Source organism: Bacillus sp. FSL K6-1005 (assembly GCF_038000225.1).
GTDB lineage: Bacteria > Bacillota > Bacilli > Bacillales > Bacillaceae > Bacillus > Bacillus mojavensis.
In genome coordinates this window covers 3473700-3490000 of record NZ_JBBOBP010000001.1, presented here as the reverse complement: position 1 = coordinate 3490000, position 16301 = coordinate 3473700, and the positions used below count along the sequence as shown (strand labels likewise).

The following is a 16301-nucleotide window of genomic DNA, read 5'->3' as shown; positions in this document are numbered from 1 at the left end:
ATATAATATTTTGCCGAAAAGAGGGGGATTTACTAATGTGGGAAAGTAAATTTTCAAAAGAAGGCTTAACGTTCGACGATGTACTGCTTGTACCAGCTAAGTCAGAGGTACTTCCGCGTGATGTGGATTTATCTGTTGAACTTACAAAGACGTTAAAGCTGAATATTCCTGTCATCAGCGCAGGTATGGATACTGTAACAGAATCAGCAATGGCAATTGCAATGGCTAGACAGGGCGGCTTGGGCATTATTCATAAAAATATGTCGATCGAGCAGCAGGCTGAACAAGTTGATAAAGTAAAACGCTCTGAACGAGGCGTTATTACAAATCCCTTCTTTTTAACTCCTGATCACCAAGTTTATGATGCGGAGCATTTGATGGGGAAATACAGAATTTCCGGTGTTCCGATTGTAGATAACGAAGAAGACCAAAAGCTTGTCGGAATTATCACGAACCGCGACCTTCGCTTTATTTCTGATTACTCAATGAAAATCAGCGATGTCATGACAAAAGAAGAACTTGTCACTGCACCGGTTGGAACGACTTTAGACGAAGCTGAAAAGATTTTGCAGAAACATAAAATTGAAAAGCTTCCACTCGTTGACGATCAAAATAAATTAAAAGGTCTTATCACCATTAAAGACATTGAAAAAGTTATCGAATTCCCTAACTCATCTAAAGACGTTCACGGACGTCTGATCGTTGGTGCGGCAGTTGGCGTAACTGGCGACACGATGACACGGGTGAAAAAGCTTGTAGAAGCCAATGTGGATGTCATTGTGATCGACACAGCACACGGGCATTCTCAAGGCGTGTTAAACACAGTGACAAAGATCCGTGAAACGTATCCTGAATTAAATATTATCGCTGGAAACGTAGCAACTGCTGAAGCAACAAAGGCACTCTTCGAAGCTGGTGCTGATGTAGTCAAAGTAGGAATCGGACCGGGTTCCATTTGTACTACTCGTGTTGTAGCGGGTGTTGGTGTACCTCAAATCACAGCGATTTATGACTGTGCGACTGAAGCAAGAAAACATGGCAAAACAATTATCGCAGACGGCGGAATTAAATTCTCTGGCGATATTGCAAAAGCATTGGCAGCCGGCGGACATGCTGTTATGCTTGGAAGCTTGCTGGCAGGTACGTCAGAAAGCCCTGGTGAAACTGAAATCTACCAAGGCAGAAGATTCAAAGTATACCGCGGTATGGGATCTGTTGCTGCAATGGAAAAAGGAAGTAAAGACCGTTACTTCCAAGAAGAAAACAAAAAATTCGTTCCAGAAGGAATTGAAGGACGCACACCTTACAAAGGACCGGTTGAAGAAACAGTTTATCAGCTAGTCGGTGGTCTTCGTTCTGGTATGGGATATTGCGGATCTAAAGATCTTCGTGCTTTAAGAGAAGAAGCTCAGTTCATTCGTATGACTGGTGCAGGCCTTCGTGAAAGTCATCCGCATGATGTACAGATTACAAAAGAATCACCTAACTATACAATTTCATAAATAAATTGTTACAAATTAAAAACATTTGACAGGGTCTCTGACTCTGTCTATTTTTTTTATACTGATTATGATAAAATTTATACTGTTGTGCATTGAAAATGTCCTTAACGGCTTAATTATAGATGAAGAAAAATGAAATACGGAGGTCGTACGATTGAACATCAAGAAATGTAAACAGCTATTGATGTCATTGGTTGTTTTAACACTGGCCGTAACTTGCCTGACTCCAATGTCAAAAGCAAAGGCTGCCAGCGATCCAATTGATATCAACGCATCAGCTGCTATTATGATCGAAGCTTCTTCAGGTAAAATTCTTTACAGCAAAAATGCAGAGAAAAGACTGCCAATTGCAAGTATGACAAAAATGATGACAGAGTATCTGTTATTAGAAGCAATTGATGAAGGCAAAGTAAAATGGGATCAAACCTATACGCCTGATGACTATGTGTATGAGATTTCCCAAGATAACAGTTTATCAAACGTTCCTCTTCGGAAAGACGGAAAATACACAGTAAAAGAACTTTATCAAGCGACAGCAATCTATTCTGCAAATGCAGCTGCGATTGCCATTGCAGAAGTTATTGCAGGCTCTGAAACAAAGTTCGTTGAAAAAATGAATGCAAAAGCAAAAGAACTGGGATTAACAAATTACAAATTTGTTAATGCAACAGGTCTTGAAAACAAGGATCTCCACGGCAAGCAGCCTGAAGGGACAAGCGTAGATGAAGAAAGTGAAGTTTCTGCTAAGGACATGGCTATTCTTGCAGATCACCTGATTACTGACTACCCTGAGATTTTAGAAACTTCCAGCATCTCAAAAATGAAGTTCAGAAAAGGCACAGATGATGAAATGGACATGCCGAACTGGAACTTTATGCTGAAGGGTCTTGTCAGTGAGTATAAAGGTGCAACTGTAGATGGACTGAAAACAGGTTCTACTGACTCTGCGGGTTCATGTTTTACAGGAACAGCTGAAAGAAACGGTATGCGTGTCATCACTGTAGTGTTAAACGCAAAAGGCAACATTCACACTGGCCGTTTCGATGAAACGAAAAAGATGTTTGATTATGCTTTCAACAATTTCTCTATGAAAGAAATTTATGCTGAAGGCGATCAGATAAAAGGCCATAAAACCGTTTCTGTAGATAAAGGTAAAGAGAAAGAAGTAGGCATTGTGACAAGCAAGGCATTTTCTCTTCCTGTCAAAAATGGTGAAGAAAAGAATTACAAAGCAAAAGTCACTTTAAACAAAGACACCTTGACTGCCCCTGTGAAAAAAGGGACGAAGGTTGGGAAACTGACTGCAGAATATACAGGTGATGAAAAGGACTATGGATTCCTTAACAGCAGCCTGGCAGGGGTAGACCTTGTGACAAAAGAAAATGTAGATAAAGCAAACTGGTTTGTTTTAACAATGCGCAGCATCGGCGGATTTTTTGCTGGTATCTGGGGAAGCATTGTTGATACAGTAACTGGCTGGTTTTAATGAATGGAAAGAGCTCTGATTAATGTTAGGGCTCTTTCGCTTAATATACTGAAAAAACCCAATTTTTAATAAAAAATGATTTTCAAAGCCCTAAAAACCGAATAAAATAAGTAATATCCATATGAATTATTGGATTTCTAGGATACAATAAGAAGTAGAAATCATATAACTATACCTTGATTAGGGGGACCAAAAAATGGCTCAAACAGGTACTGAACGAGTAAAACGCGGAATGGCAGAAATGCAAAAAGGCGGCGTCATCATGGACGTCATCAATGCAGAACAAGCGAAGATTGCTGAAGAGGCTGGAGCTGTCGCTGTAATGGCGCTAGAACGTGTACCAGCTGATATTCGTGCGGCTGGAGGAGTTGCCCGTATGGCAGACCCTACTATCGTGGAAGAAGTAATGAATGCTGTATCCATCCCTGTAATGGCAAAAGCGCGTATCGGACATATTGTTGAAGCGCGTGTGCTTGAGGCTATGGGTGTTGACTATATTGATGAAAGTGAAGTTCTGACTCCGGCTGACGAAGAATTTCATTTGAATAAAAATGAATATACAGTTCCTTTCGTGTGCGGCTGCCGTGATCTTGGCGAAGCAACACGCCGTATTGCTGAAGGCGCTTCTATGCTTCGTACAAAAGGGGAGCCTGGAACAGGTAATATCGTCGAAGCTGTTCGCCATATGCGCAAGGTAAACGCTCAAGTACGCAAAGTGGCTGCAATGAGCGATGATGAGCTAATGACTGAAGCGAAAAATTTGGGAGCGCCTTATGAGCTGCTTCAACAAATTAAAAGAGACGGTAAACTTCCTGTCGTTAACTTTGCGGCTGGCGGCGTAGCGACTCCTGCAGATGCAGCACTTATGATGCAGCTTGGCGCTGACGGAGTATTTGTTGGTTCTGGTATTTTCAAATCAGACAACCCTGCAAAGTTTGCGAAAGCAATTGTGGAAGCAACAACTCACTACACTGATTACAAATTGATCGCTGAGCTTTCAAAAGAGCTTGGAACTGCAATGAAAGGGATTGAAATCTCAAATTTACTTCCAGAACAGCGTATGCAAGAACGCGGCTGGTAAGAATATAGGAGAGCTGCGATATGTTAACAATAGGTGTACTAGGACTTCAAGGAGCAGTAAGAGAGCATATCCATGCAATTGAAGCATGCGGTGCAGCTGGACTTGTTATTAAACGCCCAGAGCAGCTAAACGAAATCGATGGTTTAATTTTGCCGGGCGGAGAAAGCACGACAATGCGCCGTTTAATTGATACGTATCAATTCATGGAGCCATTGCGTGAGTTTGCTGCTCAGGGAAAACCGATGTTTGGGACATGTGCCGGGTTAATTATATTGGCAAAAGAAATTGCTGGTTCAGATAACGCTCATTTAGGTTTGCTGAATGTAGTTGTTGAACGGAATTCGTTTGGCCGGCAGGTCGATAGCTTTGAGGCTGATTTAACCATTAAAGGGCTGGACGAACCTTTTACTGGCGTATTCATCCGTGCGCCGCATATCTTGGAAGCCGGTGAAAATGTTGAAGTGATTTCTGAGCATAACGGACGCATTGTTGCGGCTAAACAGGATAATTTCTTGGGCTGTTCGTTCCATCCGGAGCTGACAGAGGATCATCGGGTGACAAAGCTGTTCGTTCAAATGGTTGAGGAATACAAGCAGAAAGCCCTTGTATAAAACAGTTGAAAGCTGTGGAAACTTATAGTACATTATAAACACAAATAAAGATCGAAAAGCGTTGATAGGAACTAGTAGGAAGCCTCTCTTTCTAAGAGAACCGATGGTTGGTGCGAATCGGTGAAAGATGCTGTCTGAATCCATCCTTGAGCGAAATGCTGAATGAAGTAGGCATTTACGGGATAACCGTTATGTGTGAAAGCGGAAAACAAGTCTATGGCTTGTTTTCAATCAGGGTGGCAACGCGAGAGCTCTCGTCCCTTTCATGGGGATGAGGGCTCTTTTTATTTTCGATAATTCAATGAATTTAATGAAAAAAGGAGTGTTTCGCATGCTTGATACGAAAATGCTGAGAGCGAATTTTCAAGAAATTAAAGCAAAGCTTGTACACAAAGGCGAAGACTTAACAGATTTTGATAAGTTCGAGGAGCTTGATGATAAAAGACGAGAGCTTATCGGAAAAGTAGAAGAGCTAAAAGGAAAACGGAATGAAGTATCCCAGCAGGTAGCTGTTTTAAAACGCGAGAAAAAAGACGCGGATCATATCATTAAAGAAATGCGTGAAGTCGGCGAGGAAATTAAAAAACTTGATGAAGAATTAAGAACAGTGGAATCTGCCCTTGAAACCATTCTTCTCTCAATCCCGAATATTCCTCACGAATCAGTGCCAGTCGGTGAAACAGAAGATGATAACGTGGAAATCCGGAAATGGGGTGAAACACCTTCATTTGCATACGAGCCAAAACCGCATTGGGATATTGCTGATGAGCTTGGCATTCTTGATTTTGAACGTGCTGCGAAGGTGACAGGAAGCCGCTTCGTGTTTTATAAAGGCTTAGGTGCTCGCTTGGAGCGTGCGCTTTATAATTTTATGCTAGACCTTCATGTGGATGAGTATAACTATACTGAGGTCATCCCGCCTTATATGGTAAACCGCGCAAGCATGACGGGAACAGGCCAGCTTCCAAAGTTCGAAGAGGATGCGTTTAAGATCAGAGAAGAGGATTACTTCTTGATTCCGACTGCTGAAGTGCCGATCACAAACATGCATCGGGATGAAATTCTGTCAGGAGACAGCCTGCCGATTAATTATGCGGCATTCAGTGCCTGCTTCCGCTCAGAAGCTGGTTCAGCAGGGCGCGATACACGGGGATTAATCCGTCAGCACCAGTTTAATAAAGTGGAGCTTGTGAAGTTTGTAAAGCCGGAAGATTCTTATGATGAGTTAGAAAAGCTAACAAACCAAGCTGAGCGTGTGCTTCAGCTGTTGGAACTCCCATACCGTGTAATGAGCATGTGTACGGGTGATTTAGGATTTACAGCTGCGAAAAAATACGATATAGAAGTATGGATTCCGAGCCAAGACACTTATCGTGAAATTTCTTCTTGCAGCAACTTCGAAGCGTTCCAAGCCAGACGTGCGAACATTCGTTTCAGACGTGAAGCGAAAGGCAAACCAGAGCATGTACACACATTGAACGGCTCAGGTCTGGCAGTCGGAAGAACAGTTGCTGCTATTTTAGAAAATTATCAGCAGGAAGACGGAAGCGTCATTATACCAAAAGTGCTTCGCCCTTATATGGGAAGTAGAGAAGTCATCAAAGCGTAATGCTGAAAAGGTGTGCCTGATAAGGCACGCCTTTTCGCTATTTAAATTGAACATTTTTATAAAAACAAAAAAAGTTTTTAAAAATGCTTGACCATCACAGAACATTCATGATATAGTAAGTCTTGTCGATACGGAGGAATACCCAAGTCCGGCTGAAGGGATCGGTCTTGAAAACCGACAGGGGTGTCAAAGCCCGCGGGGGTTCGAATCCCTCTTCCTCCGCCATATTGATTTTAATTCTAATGAAACTCAAGCATATATTGGAGATTGTTTTGTCCGTTGCACCGTTTGCAACGGATTTTTTAATATCATAAAAAAGTGAATCTCAGGTCATGAGATTCACTTTTTTTTCGTTTCATGAATGACAGTTGCAATTTGATCAACAATGTTCTCGATAGAACTTTCATCATTCTTCAGGTCATAATCCTCAATACGGATTTTCAAGACAGGACAGGCGTTAAAACCGCTGATCCAGTTTTCGTAACGTGTGTGCATTTCTTCCCAATAAGACCGGTCTGTTTGAAGCTCCATTTCACGTCCGCGTTCCTCAATCCGGGCTAATATGTTTTCCAGATCGCCTTCTAAGTAGATCAGCACATCAGGATGCGGGAAATACGGTGTCATGACCATTGCTTCAAACAGGCTTGTATACGTTTTATAATCAATCTTTGACATCGTCCCTTTGTCAGCGTGCATTTTTGCGAAAATCCCAGTATCCTCATAAATAGAACGATCCTGTACAAACCCTCCGCCAGCTTCAAAAATATTTTTCTGTTCTTTGAACCGTTCAGCTAAGAAATAGATTTGCAGATGGAAGCTCCAGCGTTCAAAATCATGATAGAATTTTTCTAAGTATGGGTTATGATCGACTTCTTCAAGAGAGGTTTTAAAGCCAAGCCGTTTAGCCAATGCTCTTGTTAAAGTTGATTTACCGACACCTACTGTTCCTGCTACTGTAATGATTGAATTCTTAGGGATATGATGTTCTTTCATTTTATAAGCTCCTTTACATGGGCGGCAATACGTTCAAAATCGCTCTTATTCAAAACGAAATCCTTTGAATCGCCATCTATTGTTAACACCGTAAGACCTGGGTCTGCTTCCTGCAGCTGCTTGATGGCGATGTCATAATCTGCGATCAGCTGTTCCAAATAGCTGGTTTCAATTTTTTTCTCAAAGGGGCGCCCGCGTTTTTCAATGCGGTGTAACAATGTGGGCAGACTTGCCTTTATGTAAATGATGATATTTGGCTTTGGAAGATCATCGGTAAGAAGATGATAAATCTTTCTGTATTTGTTGAGCTGCTGTTCAGACAGCGTTCGTTCCGCAAAAATCACATTTTTATAAATGTGATAATCAGCTATCACAGGCTGTCCTTCATTTAAAAAGTGAAGGCTGGTATCCTCAAGCTGTTTGTATCTGTGACAAAGAAAAAACATCTCAAGCTGGAAGCTCCATTCCTCTATATTGTCATAAAACTTATCAAGGTATGGGTTATCCTCAACGATCTCACTAATCATAGGGAATCCAAGCTCTTGTGAAAGCATCGTCGCGAGCGTTGTTTTTCCTGCCCCGATAGGACCTTCAACTGCGATAAAAGGGGCTGTATTCATTGGAATCCTCCTTATTTCTAAAAAACGTCCGTCAATTGCTGACCTTCATATTGTATCACAACCCTTGGATTCCCCTATGAAAAAAAGACGTTTCCAAATTAACGGAACGTCTTTTTGACAACTTGAAATTGATCAGAAAGCAGCAGCCAGTTTTGAGGAAAGGAAAGTCCCAGCTTCCAATAACTAATGCCTCTTAAATTCAGCTCTTTAATCAGATTGAATTTGGCTTGGATCGATCGGGCATCCTCAAACCATACCTCATGCCTTCTGTTTTCTGCATCAGTATAGCGAAAGAAAGGGGCTTGAGCGGTTTCGTCATACTGGATGTCGGCATTGTTTTGATCAGCTATGACAATGGCTTGCTGAGGGCTTATCGCTCTTGCCGGATTTCCTCCTGCTGTATAAGGCAGTGTCCAGTCATACCCATATAAATTCTGTCCCATGACAATTTTATTCGCAGGCATTTCTGTCAAAGCATATTCTATGACGTCTCGAACAGGCTCAATTGGAGAAACAGCTTGAGCTGGCCCGCCGCTATAGCCCCATTCATATGTCATGAGGACAACAAAGTCGACAATTTGGCCATGGGCTCTGTAATCATGAGCTTCATACCATCTCCCCTGCTGTGTTGCACTTGTTTTAGGGGCAAGCGCCGTAGAAATTTCTAAGCCTTCTCGATGGAAAAGATCCCTTGCCTCGCGGAGAAATTGATTATATGCCTCTCTATCCTGGGGCCGTAAGTATTCAAAGTCAAAATGAATAGCACGGAAGCCATATCTTCTGGCATTCTCGACTATTTCATTCAAAAGTCTTCTTTTCACAGTATTGTCGTTCAAAAGGATCCGGCCGAGCTCATCGCTGAATGCCTGGTTTTCTAGGTTTGTTATAATCATCATCATTGTCGTGTCTTGATTCTCTGCAATGCTTCTTAAATTCGTTAAAGGCGGTGCGACTAAGGTTCCATCACGCTGTGCCTGGAAACTGAATGCGCCAAGGTACGTTAAGTAGGGCGACGCTTCTCTGGCCGCCTGCTGGAGATTTTCGCTGACTTGATTTCCGCGGGGCTCCAAATAAGCACTTGATTCGATGTCTCGTTTAGGAACTGGAGGAATGTATAAACGGAAACCAATCTGCAGTACGGTATTTAACTGGATTCGGTTCACCCTGGCAAGCTCGGCTGCTGTCGTATTGAATTGCCGTGCGATGGATGTCAGGGTATCGCCTTGTTGAACATCATAAAACTGGCCAGCTATTGGAATGACAATGGTTTGTCCGACAACAAGGCTGCCGGGATTCGGTATTTCATTCGTCTCTGTAATTTCATTTACAGTTGTTCTGTATTGTGAAGCGATAGCAGTAAGAGTGTCACCTTGTTTCACTACATAAATTTGAATGAAAAACGCCTCCTTTCATATCGCTACAATGTATGAAAGGAAAGCGCTAATCATGTTTGTTTTTCAGTAATTTGTTCTTCCGTTGTAATTTCTGCGAAAAGAACATTTTCCATCATAGTTAGGGCAAATTCATTATCCTTATCGCTGTTAGAAGCAATGCAGTCCTTAGGTATCGTAATGCTGTATTCTCTCATGTAAGCATCATTAGCAGTAAATAGTACGCATATATTCCCCGCTATACCTGTTAAGACAATGCGTTTCACCTGTAATTCAGTAAGGAGGGTATGGAGGGCTGTTTCATAAAAAGCGGAGTGTTTCGGTTTGATTAGAAAATAGTCTTCATCCTCGGGTGATATCTTTTCAATAATGGCCTTGCTCTTCTCGTTTTCACATTCTTGCTGGATATTTTGGATATCCGCTTGCCAAAGCCCGTAATGATCATTAATGTATATAATCGGCCAGTCATTTTGTCTCGCGTGCTTTTTTAATGATAAAATGTGAGGAACGATTTTTTCTGTTTTGTTGGCGAGGCTTTCTCCCATATCGAATTCAAAATTATTGATCATGTCGACAATGAGAAGAGCTGTGTCTGCTTTAGACATCGACAGTCTCCTTTCTGTTTAAGTTATAGTTAATATGTAGCCTTTTTAGGTAAGGAAAAAACTTTGAAAAGAGAGCTAACCTTATGAATCAAGATGAACTTTATATGAAAGAAGCAATAAAAGAAGCGAAAAAAGCTGAAGCGAAAGGCGAGGTGCCGATCGGCGCCGTGCTTGTCGTGAATGATGAAATCGTGGCACGTGCGCACAATTTAAGAGAAACAGAGCAGCGGTCTATCGCTCATGCGGAAATGCTTGTGATTGATGAAGCGTGCAAGTCACTTGGAACATGGAGACTGGAGGGGGCAACTCTTTACGTTACCCTTGAGCCTTGTCCGATGTGTGCTGGAGCTGTCGTGCTTTCACGCGTGGAAAAAGTGGTGTTTGGTGCTTTTGATCCAAAAGGAGGCTGTTCAGGCACGTTAATGAACCTTCTTCAGGAAGAACGCTTTAATCATCAGGCTGAAGTGGTGAGCGGTGTGCTAGAGGAAGAATGCGGAGGAATGCTTAGTGCGTTTTTCAGAGAGTTGAGAAAAAAGAAGAAAGCTACTAGGAAAAACTTGTCTGAGTAGTAAGGTTGCAATTTTTAGGGGAAAAGGATATACTTATGTGTGCATCGTCATAGATGCGACAAAAAATTTGATATTTATTTTGCCGTGCTAAGCGGGGAGGTAGCGGTGCCCTGTACCCGCAATCCGCTCTAGCGGGGCCGAATCCCTTCTCGAGGTTCGTTTACTTTAAGGTCTGCCTTAAGTAAGTGGTGTTGACGTTTGGGTCCTGCGCAATGGGAATTCATGAACCATGTCAGGTCCGGAAGGAAGCAGCATTAAGTGAAACCTCTCATGTGCCGCAGGGTTGCCTGGGCCGAGCTAACTGCTTAAGTAACGCTTAGGGTAGCGAATCGACAGAAGGTGCACGGTAAATCAATCATCAAATTTTCAAACTCACCTAATATTAGGTGAGTTTTTTGTTATGTAAAAGAGCTTTTGGAATCGATACACGGTTCATGTATAATGGGAATGATGAATAACGGAGGAGGGCGCACCCGTGAGTTACCAAGCTTTATATCGAGTATTCAGGCCTCAGCGCTTTGAAGATGTGGTTGGACAAGAGCACATTACAAAAACGCTGCAAAATGCCCTTTTGCAAAAGAAATTTTCTCATGCTTATCTGTTTTCCGGGCCGAGGGGTACGGGAAAAACCAGTGCGGCCAAAATATTTGCCAAAGCTGTCAACTGTGAACACGCTCCTGTTGATGAGCCATGTAACGAATGTGCAGCCTGTAAAGGGATAACAAACGGGTCCATATCCGATGTCATAGAAATTGATGCCGCTTCTAACAACGGTGTTGATGAAATTCGTGACATCCGCGACAAAGTGAAGTTTGCCCCGTCGGCCGTCACATATAAGGTATATATCATAGATGAGGTGCATATGCTGTCTATCGGCGCCTTTAACGCGTTATTAAAAACGTTAGAAGAGCCGCCTGAGCATTGTATTTTCATTTTAGCAACAACAGAACCGCACAAAATTCCTTTAACCATTATATCCAGATGTCAGCGTTTTGACTTCAAGCGAATTACATCCCAAGCGATTGTCGGACGTATGAACAAAATAGTTGATGCTGAAGAGCTGCAGGTTGAAGAAGGAGCGCTCGACATTATTGCGAGTGCTGCAGATGGCGGTATGAGGGATGCTTTGAGCCTTCTTGATCAGGCAGTCTCATTCAGCGGTGACGAGCTAAAAGTTGATGATGCGCTTCTGATTACCGGAGCCGTTTCTCAGTTATATATAGGAAAGCTTGCGCAATCTCTGCATGAAAAACATGTTTCTGAAGCTTTGGAAACATTGAATGAGCTGCTTCAGCAAGGGAAAGACCCGGCGAAGCTGATAGAGGATATGATTTTCTATTTCAGAGACATGCTGCTGTTCAAAACAGCTCCTGGCTTAGAGGGTGTACTGGAAAAAGTAAAAGTCGATGAAACGTTCCGAGAATTGAGTGAACAAATTCCGACTCAGGCGATATATGAAATGATCGATATCCTGAACAAGAGCCACCAGGAAATGAAATGGACGAACCATCCCCGTATCTTCTTTGAGGTGGCTGTGGTGAAGATTTGTCAGACGTCTCATCAACCAGCTGCTGCGGATCTGCCTGAAGTTGATATGCTGATGAAAAAGATCCAGCAGCTTGAGCAAGAAGTAGAACGGCTCAAAACCACCGGCGTAAAAGCAGCGGCGGAAAGTCCGAAAAAAGAGGGACCGCGTGCGCCAAAAGGCGGAAAATCCAATTACAAAGCGCCGGTAGGCAGAATTCATGAGATTTTAAAGGAAGCAACGAGGACGGACCTTGATCAGCTCAAAAGCAGCTGGGGCAAGCTTCTGGCTCATTTGAAACAGCAAAACAAAGTATCTCATGCTGCGCTGCTGAATGACAGTGAACCTGTGGCTGCAGCTTCTACAGCATTTGTACTGAAATTCAAATATGAAATACATTGTAAAATGGTCGCGGAGGATAACAACGGAGTCCGGACTAATCTTGAACAGATTTTAGAATCAATGCTCGGTAAAAGAATAGATTTGATTGGCGTTCCAGAAGCACAATGGGGTAAAATAAGAGAAGAATTTTTAGTAGATCATCAGCAGGAAAATGAAGGATCAAATGAACCGGCTGAAGAAGACCCACTTATTGCCGAGGCGAAAAAGCTTGTCGGAGCGGATTTAATTGAAATAAAAGACTAACAATATGAAAGAGAGTGAATGCTATGCGTGGCGGAATGGGAAATATGCAAAAAATGATGAAGCAAATGCAAAAAATGCAAAAGGATATGGCCAAAGCTCAAGAAGAGCTTGCAGAAAAGGTAGTTGAAGGAACTGCAGGCGGCGGTATGGTAACAGTAAAAGCAAACGGGCAAAAAGAAATTCTGGATGTCATCATTAATGAAGATGTAGTTGACCCGGAAGATATCGAAATGCTTCAGGATTTAGTGCTTGCTGCAACAAATGAAGCCTTGAAAAAAGTTGACGAGATCACAAACGAAACAATGGGTCAATTTACAAAAGGAATGAACATGCCAGGTTTGTTCTAGGGGGATAAAAGAAAATGCAATATCCTGAACCAATATCAAAGCTGATCGACAGCTTTATGAAATTGCCAGGGATCGGACCGAAAACAGCGGTTCGTCTGGCTTTTTTTGTTCTAGGTATGAAAGAAGATGTGGTATTAGATTTTGCGAAGGCATTGGTAAATGCGAAACGCAATCTGACATATTGTTCAGTTTGCGGGCATATTACAGATCAGGACCCTTGTTATATATGTGAAGATACAAGAAGGGATAAGTCCATTATCTGTGTTGTGCAAGACCCTAAGGATGTTATTGCTATGGAGAAAATGAAAGAATACAACGGACAGTATCATGTTCTCCACGGCGCCATTTCCCCAATGGACGGCATCGGACCAGAGGATATAAAGATACCAGAATTGTTAAAACGATTACAGGATGATCAAGTGACAGAAGTGATTCTCGCAACAAACCCTAATATAGAAGGGGAAGCAACAGCGATGTATATATCAAGGCTCTTGAAGCCATCTGGTATTAAGCTCTCCCGTATTGCCCACGGACTGCCCGTCGGCGGTGACTTGGAATATGCTGATGAGGTCACTCTTTCTAAAGCACTTGAAGGAAGACGTGAATTGTAAGGGAGGAAAAAGCGATCCATGGGTTTTCTTCGCAAGAAAACATTGAGAAGAGAGTTTGATGAAAAACTAATCGAGCAGCTTTTTAAGCAAAAGGAAGAGTGGAATAGGCAAAAGAAGCTGGTCGAAAAAAGCCTTGAGCCATCAGCTGAGGTTTTATGCGAGCTGAAAGTAGCTGAAGCGAAGTATTTTTTTTACTTGAGGGAAGCGAAACAGCGAAATTTGACAATCAGCCGGTGGAAGTAAGTGGTCTAAACTCCTGGATCTTCTCATAAGCTTGTACTAGAACAAGCGAAGGGGATGAGAAGATTCATGGAGCCTATTTTCATTATAGGGATTATTTTAGGACTAGTTATTCTTCTGTTTTTATCAGGTTCACCTGCAAAGCCGCTAAAGTGGATTGGTATAACTGCTGTTAAATGTGTAGCGGGTGCTTTGTTGTTGGTATGTGTGAACATGTTCGGAGGCAGCCTTGGCATCCATGTGCCGATTAATATTGTCACAACAGCCATAAGCGGAATTTTGGGCATACCGGGAATAGCAGCGTTAGTAGTGATTAAGCATTTTATTGTTTAATTCATATTATATGTTGACTTTAAGACGTAAGGGTGTTATTCTAATATACGTCGCTGATGACGGATAAGCTTTTTAAAGAAATTACGAAAAAAAGTTGTTGACGGAAACAGCAAAAAATGTTATGATAATAAAGTCGCTTAAAGAGCGATTGCAAAGTTCTTTGAAAACTAAACAAGACAAAACGTACCTGTTAATTCAAGTTTTATTATAAAATCGCACAGCGATGTGCGTAGTCAGTCAAACTACTTTATCGGAGAGTTTGATCCTGGCTCAGGACGAACGCTGGCGGCGTGCCTAATACATGCAAGTCGAGCGGACAGATGGGAGCTTGCTCCCTGATGTTAGCGGCGGACGGGTGAGTAACACGTGGGTAACCTGCCTGTAAGACTGGGATAACTCCGGGAAACCGGGGCTAATACCGGATGCTTGTTTGAACCGCATGGTTCAAACATAAAAGGTGGCTTCGGCTACCACTTACAGATGGACCCGCGGCGCATTAGCTAGTTGGTGAGGTAACGGCTCACCAAGGCAACGATGCGTAGCCGACCTGAGAGGGTGATCGGCCACACTGGGACTGAGACACGGCCCAGACTCCTACGGGAGGCAGCAGTAGGGAATCTTCCGCAATGGACGAAAGTCTGACGGAGCAACGCCGCGTGAGTGATGAAGGTTTTCGGATCGTAAAGCTCTGTTGTTAGGGAAGAACAAGTACCGTTCGAATAGGGCGGTACCTTGACGGTACCTAACCAGAAAGCCACGGCTAACTACGTGCCAGCAGCCGCGGTAATACGTAGGTGGCAAGCGTTGTCCGGAATTATTGGGCGTAAAGGGCTCGCAGGCGGTTCCTTAAGTCTGATGTGAAAGCCCCCGGCTCAACCGGGGAGGGTCATTGGAAACTGGGGAACTTGAGTGCAGAAGAGGAGAGTGGAATTCCACGTGTAGCGGTGAAATGCGTAGAGATGTGGAGGAACACCAGTGGCGAAGGCGACTCTCTGGTCTGTAACTGACGCTGAGGAGCGAAAGCGTGGGGAGCGAACAGGATTAGATACCCTGGTAGTCCACGCCGTAAACGATGAGTGCTAAGTGTTAGGGGGTTTCCGCCCCTTAGTGCTGCAGCTAACGCATTAAGCACTCCGCCTGGGGAGTACGGTCGCAAGACTGAAACTCAAAGGAATTGACGGGGGCCCGCACAAGCGGTGGAGCATGTGGTTTAATTCGAAGCAACGCGAAGAACCTTACCAGGTCTTGACATCCTCTGACAATCCTAGAGATAGGACGTCCCCTTCGGGGGCAGAGTGACAGGTGGTGCATGGTTGTCGTCAGCTCGTGTCGTGAGATGTTGGGTTAAGTCCCGCAACGAGCGCAACCCTTGATCTTAGTTGCCAGCATTCAGTTGGGCACTCTAAGGTGACTGCCGGTGACAAACCGGAGGAAGGTGGGGATGACGTCAAATCATCATGCCCCTTATGACCTGGGCTACACACGTGCTACAATGGACAGAACAAAGGGCAGCGAAACCGCGAGGTTAAGCCAATCCCACAAATCTGTTCTCAGTTCGGATCGCAGTCTGCAACTCGACTGCGTGAAGCTGGAATCGCTAGTAATCGCGGATCAGCATGCCGCGGTGAATACGTTCCCGGGCCTTGTACACACCGCCCGTCACACCACGAGAGTTTGTAACACCCGAAGTCGGTGAGGTAACCTTTATGGAGCCAGCCGCCGAAGGTGGGACAGATGATTGGGGTGAAGTCGTAACAAGGTAGCCGTATCGGAAGGTGCGGCTGGATCACCTCCTTTCTAAGGATATTTACGGAATATAAGACCTTGGGTCTTATAAACAGAACGTTCCCTGTCTTGTTTAGTTTTGAAGGAACTTTGTTCCTTGAATAAGTTAAGATGGGCCTGTAGCTCAGCTGGTTAGAGCGCACGCCTGATAAGCGTGAGGTCGGTGGTTCGAGTCCACTCAGGCCCACCATCTTATACAAATGGGGCCTTAGCTCAGCTGGGAGAGCGCCTGCTTTGCACGCAGGAGGTCAGCGGTTCGATCCCGCTAGGCTCCACCAACGTGTTCTTTGAAAACTAGATAACAGTAGACATCACATTCAATTAGTAACACAAGATATCACATAGTGA

At 43.5% G+C, this 16301-nt stretch carries 15 protein-coding genes, 3 tRNA genes, 1 rRNA gene, 1 other RNA gene and 1 other annotated feature; of the genes, 16 read left to right on the top strand and 4 right to left on the bottom strand.

Going from position 1 to position 16301, the window contains the following annotated elements:
* Positions 1-35 precede the first annotated feature (35 nt).
* From guaB to NST16_RS18035, 6 genes are all read left to right on the top strand, one after another.
* Positions 36-1502 (top strand): IMP dehydrogenase, encoded by a 1467-nt coding sequence (gene guaB / locus NST16_RS18060; RefSeq protein WP_286059183.1) that lies wholly within the window; start codon positions 36-38, stop codon positions 1500-1502.
* A gap of 154 nt (positions 1503-1656) precedes the next feature.
* Complete coding sequence (gene dacA, locus NST16_RS18055) at positions 1657-2988, top strand: D-alanyl-D-alanine carboxypeptidase (RefSeq protein WP_340887825.1); 1332 nt, start codon at positions 1657-1659, stop codon at positions 2986-2988.
* A 196-nt stretch (positions 2989-3184) separates the two neighbouring features.
* On the top strand, positions 3185-4069 hold the full coding sequence (gene pdxS / locus NST16_RS18050) for a pyridoxal 5'-phosphate synthase lyase subunit PdxS (protein ID WP_340887823.1): 885 nt from the start codon (positions 3185-3187) through the stop codon (positions 4067-4069).
* A gap of 20 nt (positions 4070-4089) precedes the next feature.
* A complete protein-coding gene (gene pdxT, locus NST16_RS18045; protein ID WP_168746736.1) occupies positions 4090-4680 on the top strand; it encodes a pyridoxal 5'-phosphate synthase glutaminase subunit PdxT in 591 nt (196 codons plus the stop codon).
* A 52-nt stretch (positions 4681-4732) separates the two neighbouring features.
* Positions 4733-4945: a binding site (T-box leader), on the top strand.
* Between the two features lie 66 nt (positions 4946-5011).
* Positions 5012-6289 (top strand): serine--tRNA ligase, encoded by a 1278-nt coding sequence (serS, locus tag NST16_RS18040; protein ID WP_326197523.1) that lies wholly within the window; start codon positions 5012-5014, stop codon positions 6287-6289.
* A 132-nt stretch (positions 6290-6421) separates the two neighbouring features.
* Positions 6422-6514: transfer RNA gene (locus tag NST16_RS18035), tRNA-Ser, on the top strand.
* Between the two features lie 114 nt (positions 6515-6628).
* On the opposite strand, the gene dck is transcribed toward NST16_RS18035, so the two are convergent.
* The 4 genes from dck to NST16_RS18015 all read right to left on the bottom strand — a co-directional run bounded on the left by dck (position 6629) and on the right by NST16_RS18015 (position 9898).
* Positions 6629-7282 (bottom strand): deoxyadenosine/deoxycytidine kinase, encoded by a 654-nt coding sequence (gene dck / locus NST16_RS18030; RefSeq protein ID WP_029441179.1) that lies wholly within the window; start codon positions 7280-7282, stop codon positions 6629-6631.
* Positions 7279-7902 (bottom strand): deoxyguanosine kinase, encoded by a 624-nt coding sequence (gene dgk / locus NST16_RS18025; RefSeq protein WP_340887814.1) that lies wholly within the window; start codon positions 7900-7902, stop codon positions 7279-7281. The genes dck and dgk overlap by 4 nt, the downstream gene beginning before the upstream one ends.
* A 98-nt stretch (positions 7903-8000) precedes the next feature.
* Positions 8001-9290, bottom strand: coding sequence for a glycoside hydrolase family 18 protein (locus NST16_RS18020; RefSeq protein WP_340888417.1), 1290 nt, complete (start codon positions 9288-9290; stop codon positions 8001-8003).
* 56 nt (positions 9291-9346) lie between these two features.
* Complete coding sequence (locus tag NST16_RS18015) at positions 9347-9898, bottom strand: isochorismatase family cysteine hydrolase (protein ID WP_229150282.1); 552 nt, start codon at positions 9896-9898, stop codon at positions 9347-9349.
* An 83-nt stretch (positions 9899-9981) separates the two neighbouring features.
* On the opposite strand from NST16_RS18015, the gene tadA reads away from it, so the two are divergent.
* The 10 genes from tadA (at position 9982) to NST16_RS17965 (ending at position 16231) form a co-directional block, all read left to right on the top strand.
* The gene (gene tadA / locus NST16_RS18010) at positions 9982-10467 is read left to right on the top strand and encodes a tRNA adenosine(34) deaminase TadA (RefSeq protein WP_286059182.1); all 486 of its coding nucleotides are present in this window, start codon (positions 9982-9984) and stop codon (positions 10465-10467) included.
* 82 nt (positions 10468-10549) lie between these two features.
* Positions 10550-10814: signal recognition particle sRNA large type (gene ffs / locus NST16_RS18005), an RNA gene on the top strand.
* A 128-nt stretch (positions 10815-10942) separates the two neighbouring features.
* Complete coding sequence (gene dnaX, locus NST16_RS18000) at positions 10943-12637, top strand: DNA polymerase III subunit gamma/tau (RefSeq protein WP_168746742.1); 1695 nt, start codon at positions 10943-10945, stop codon at positions 12635-12637.
* Between the two features lie 23 nt (positions 12638-12660).
* Positions 12661-12984, top strand: a complete 324-nt coding sequence (locus NST16_RS17995; protein WP_010332744.1) for a YbaB/EbfC family nucleoid-associated protein — start codon at positions 12661-12663, stop codon at positions 12982-12984.
* Between the two features lie 14 nt (positions 12985-12998).
* The gene (gene recR / locus NST16_RS17990) at positions 12999-13595 is read left to right on the top strand and encodes a recombination protein RecR (RefSeq protein ID WP_003242386.1); all 597 of its coding nucleotides are present in this window, start codon (positions 12999-13001) and stop codon (positions 13593-13595) included.
* 18 nt (positions 13596-13613) lie between these two features.
* Positions 13614-13838 (top strand): YaaL family protein, encoded by a 225-nt coding sequence (locus tag NST16_RS17985; protein ID WP_010332745.1) that lies wholly within the window; start codon positions 13614-13616, stop codon positions 13836-13838.
* Between the two features lie 66 nt (positions 13839-13904).
* The gene (bofA, locus tag NST16_RS17980) at positions 13905-14168 is read left to right on the top strand and encodes a sigma-K factor-processing regulator BofA (RefSeq protein ID WP_010332746.1); all 264 of its coding nucleotides are present in this window, start codon (positions 13905-13907) and stop codon (positions 14166-14168) included.
* Between the two features lie 247 nt (positions 14169-14415).
* A 16S ribosomal RNA gene (locus NST16_RS17975) occupies positions 14416-15965 on the top strand.
* Positions 15966-16066: 101 nt separating this feature from the next.
* Positions 16067-16143: transfer RNA gene (locus tag NST16_RS17970), tRNA-Ile, on the top strand.
* 12 nt (positions 16144-16155) lie between these two features.
* Positions 16156-16231: transfer RNA gene (locus tag NST16_RS17965), tRNA-Ala, on the top strand.
* The last annotated feature ends 70 nt before the right edge of the window (positions 16232-16301 follow it).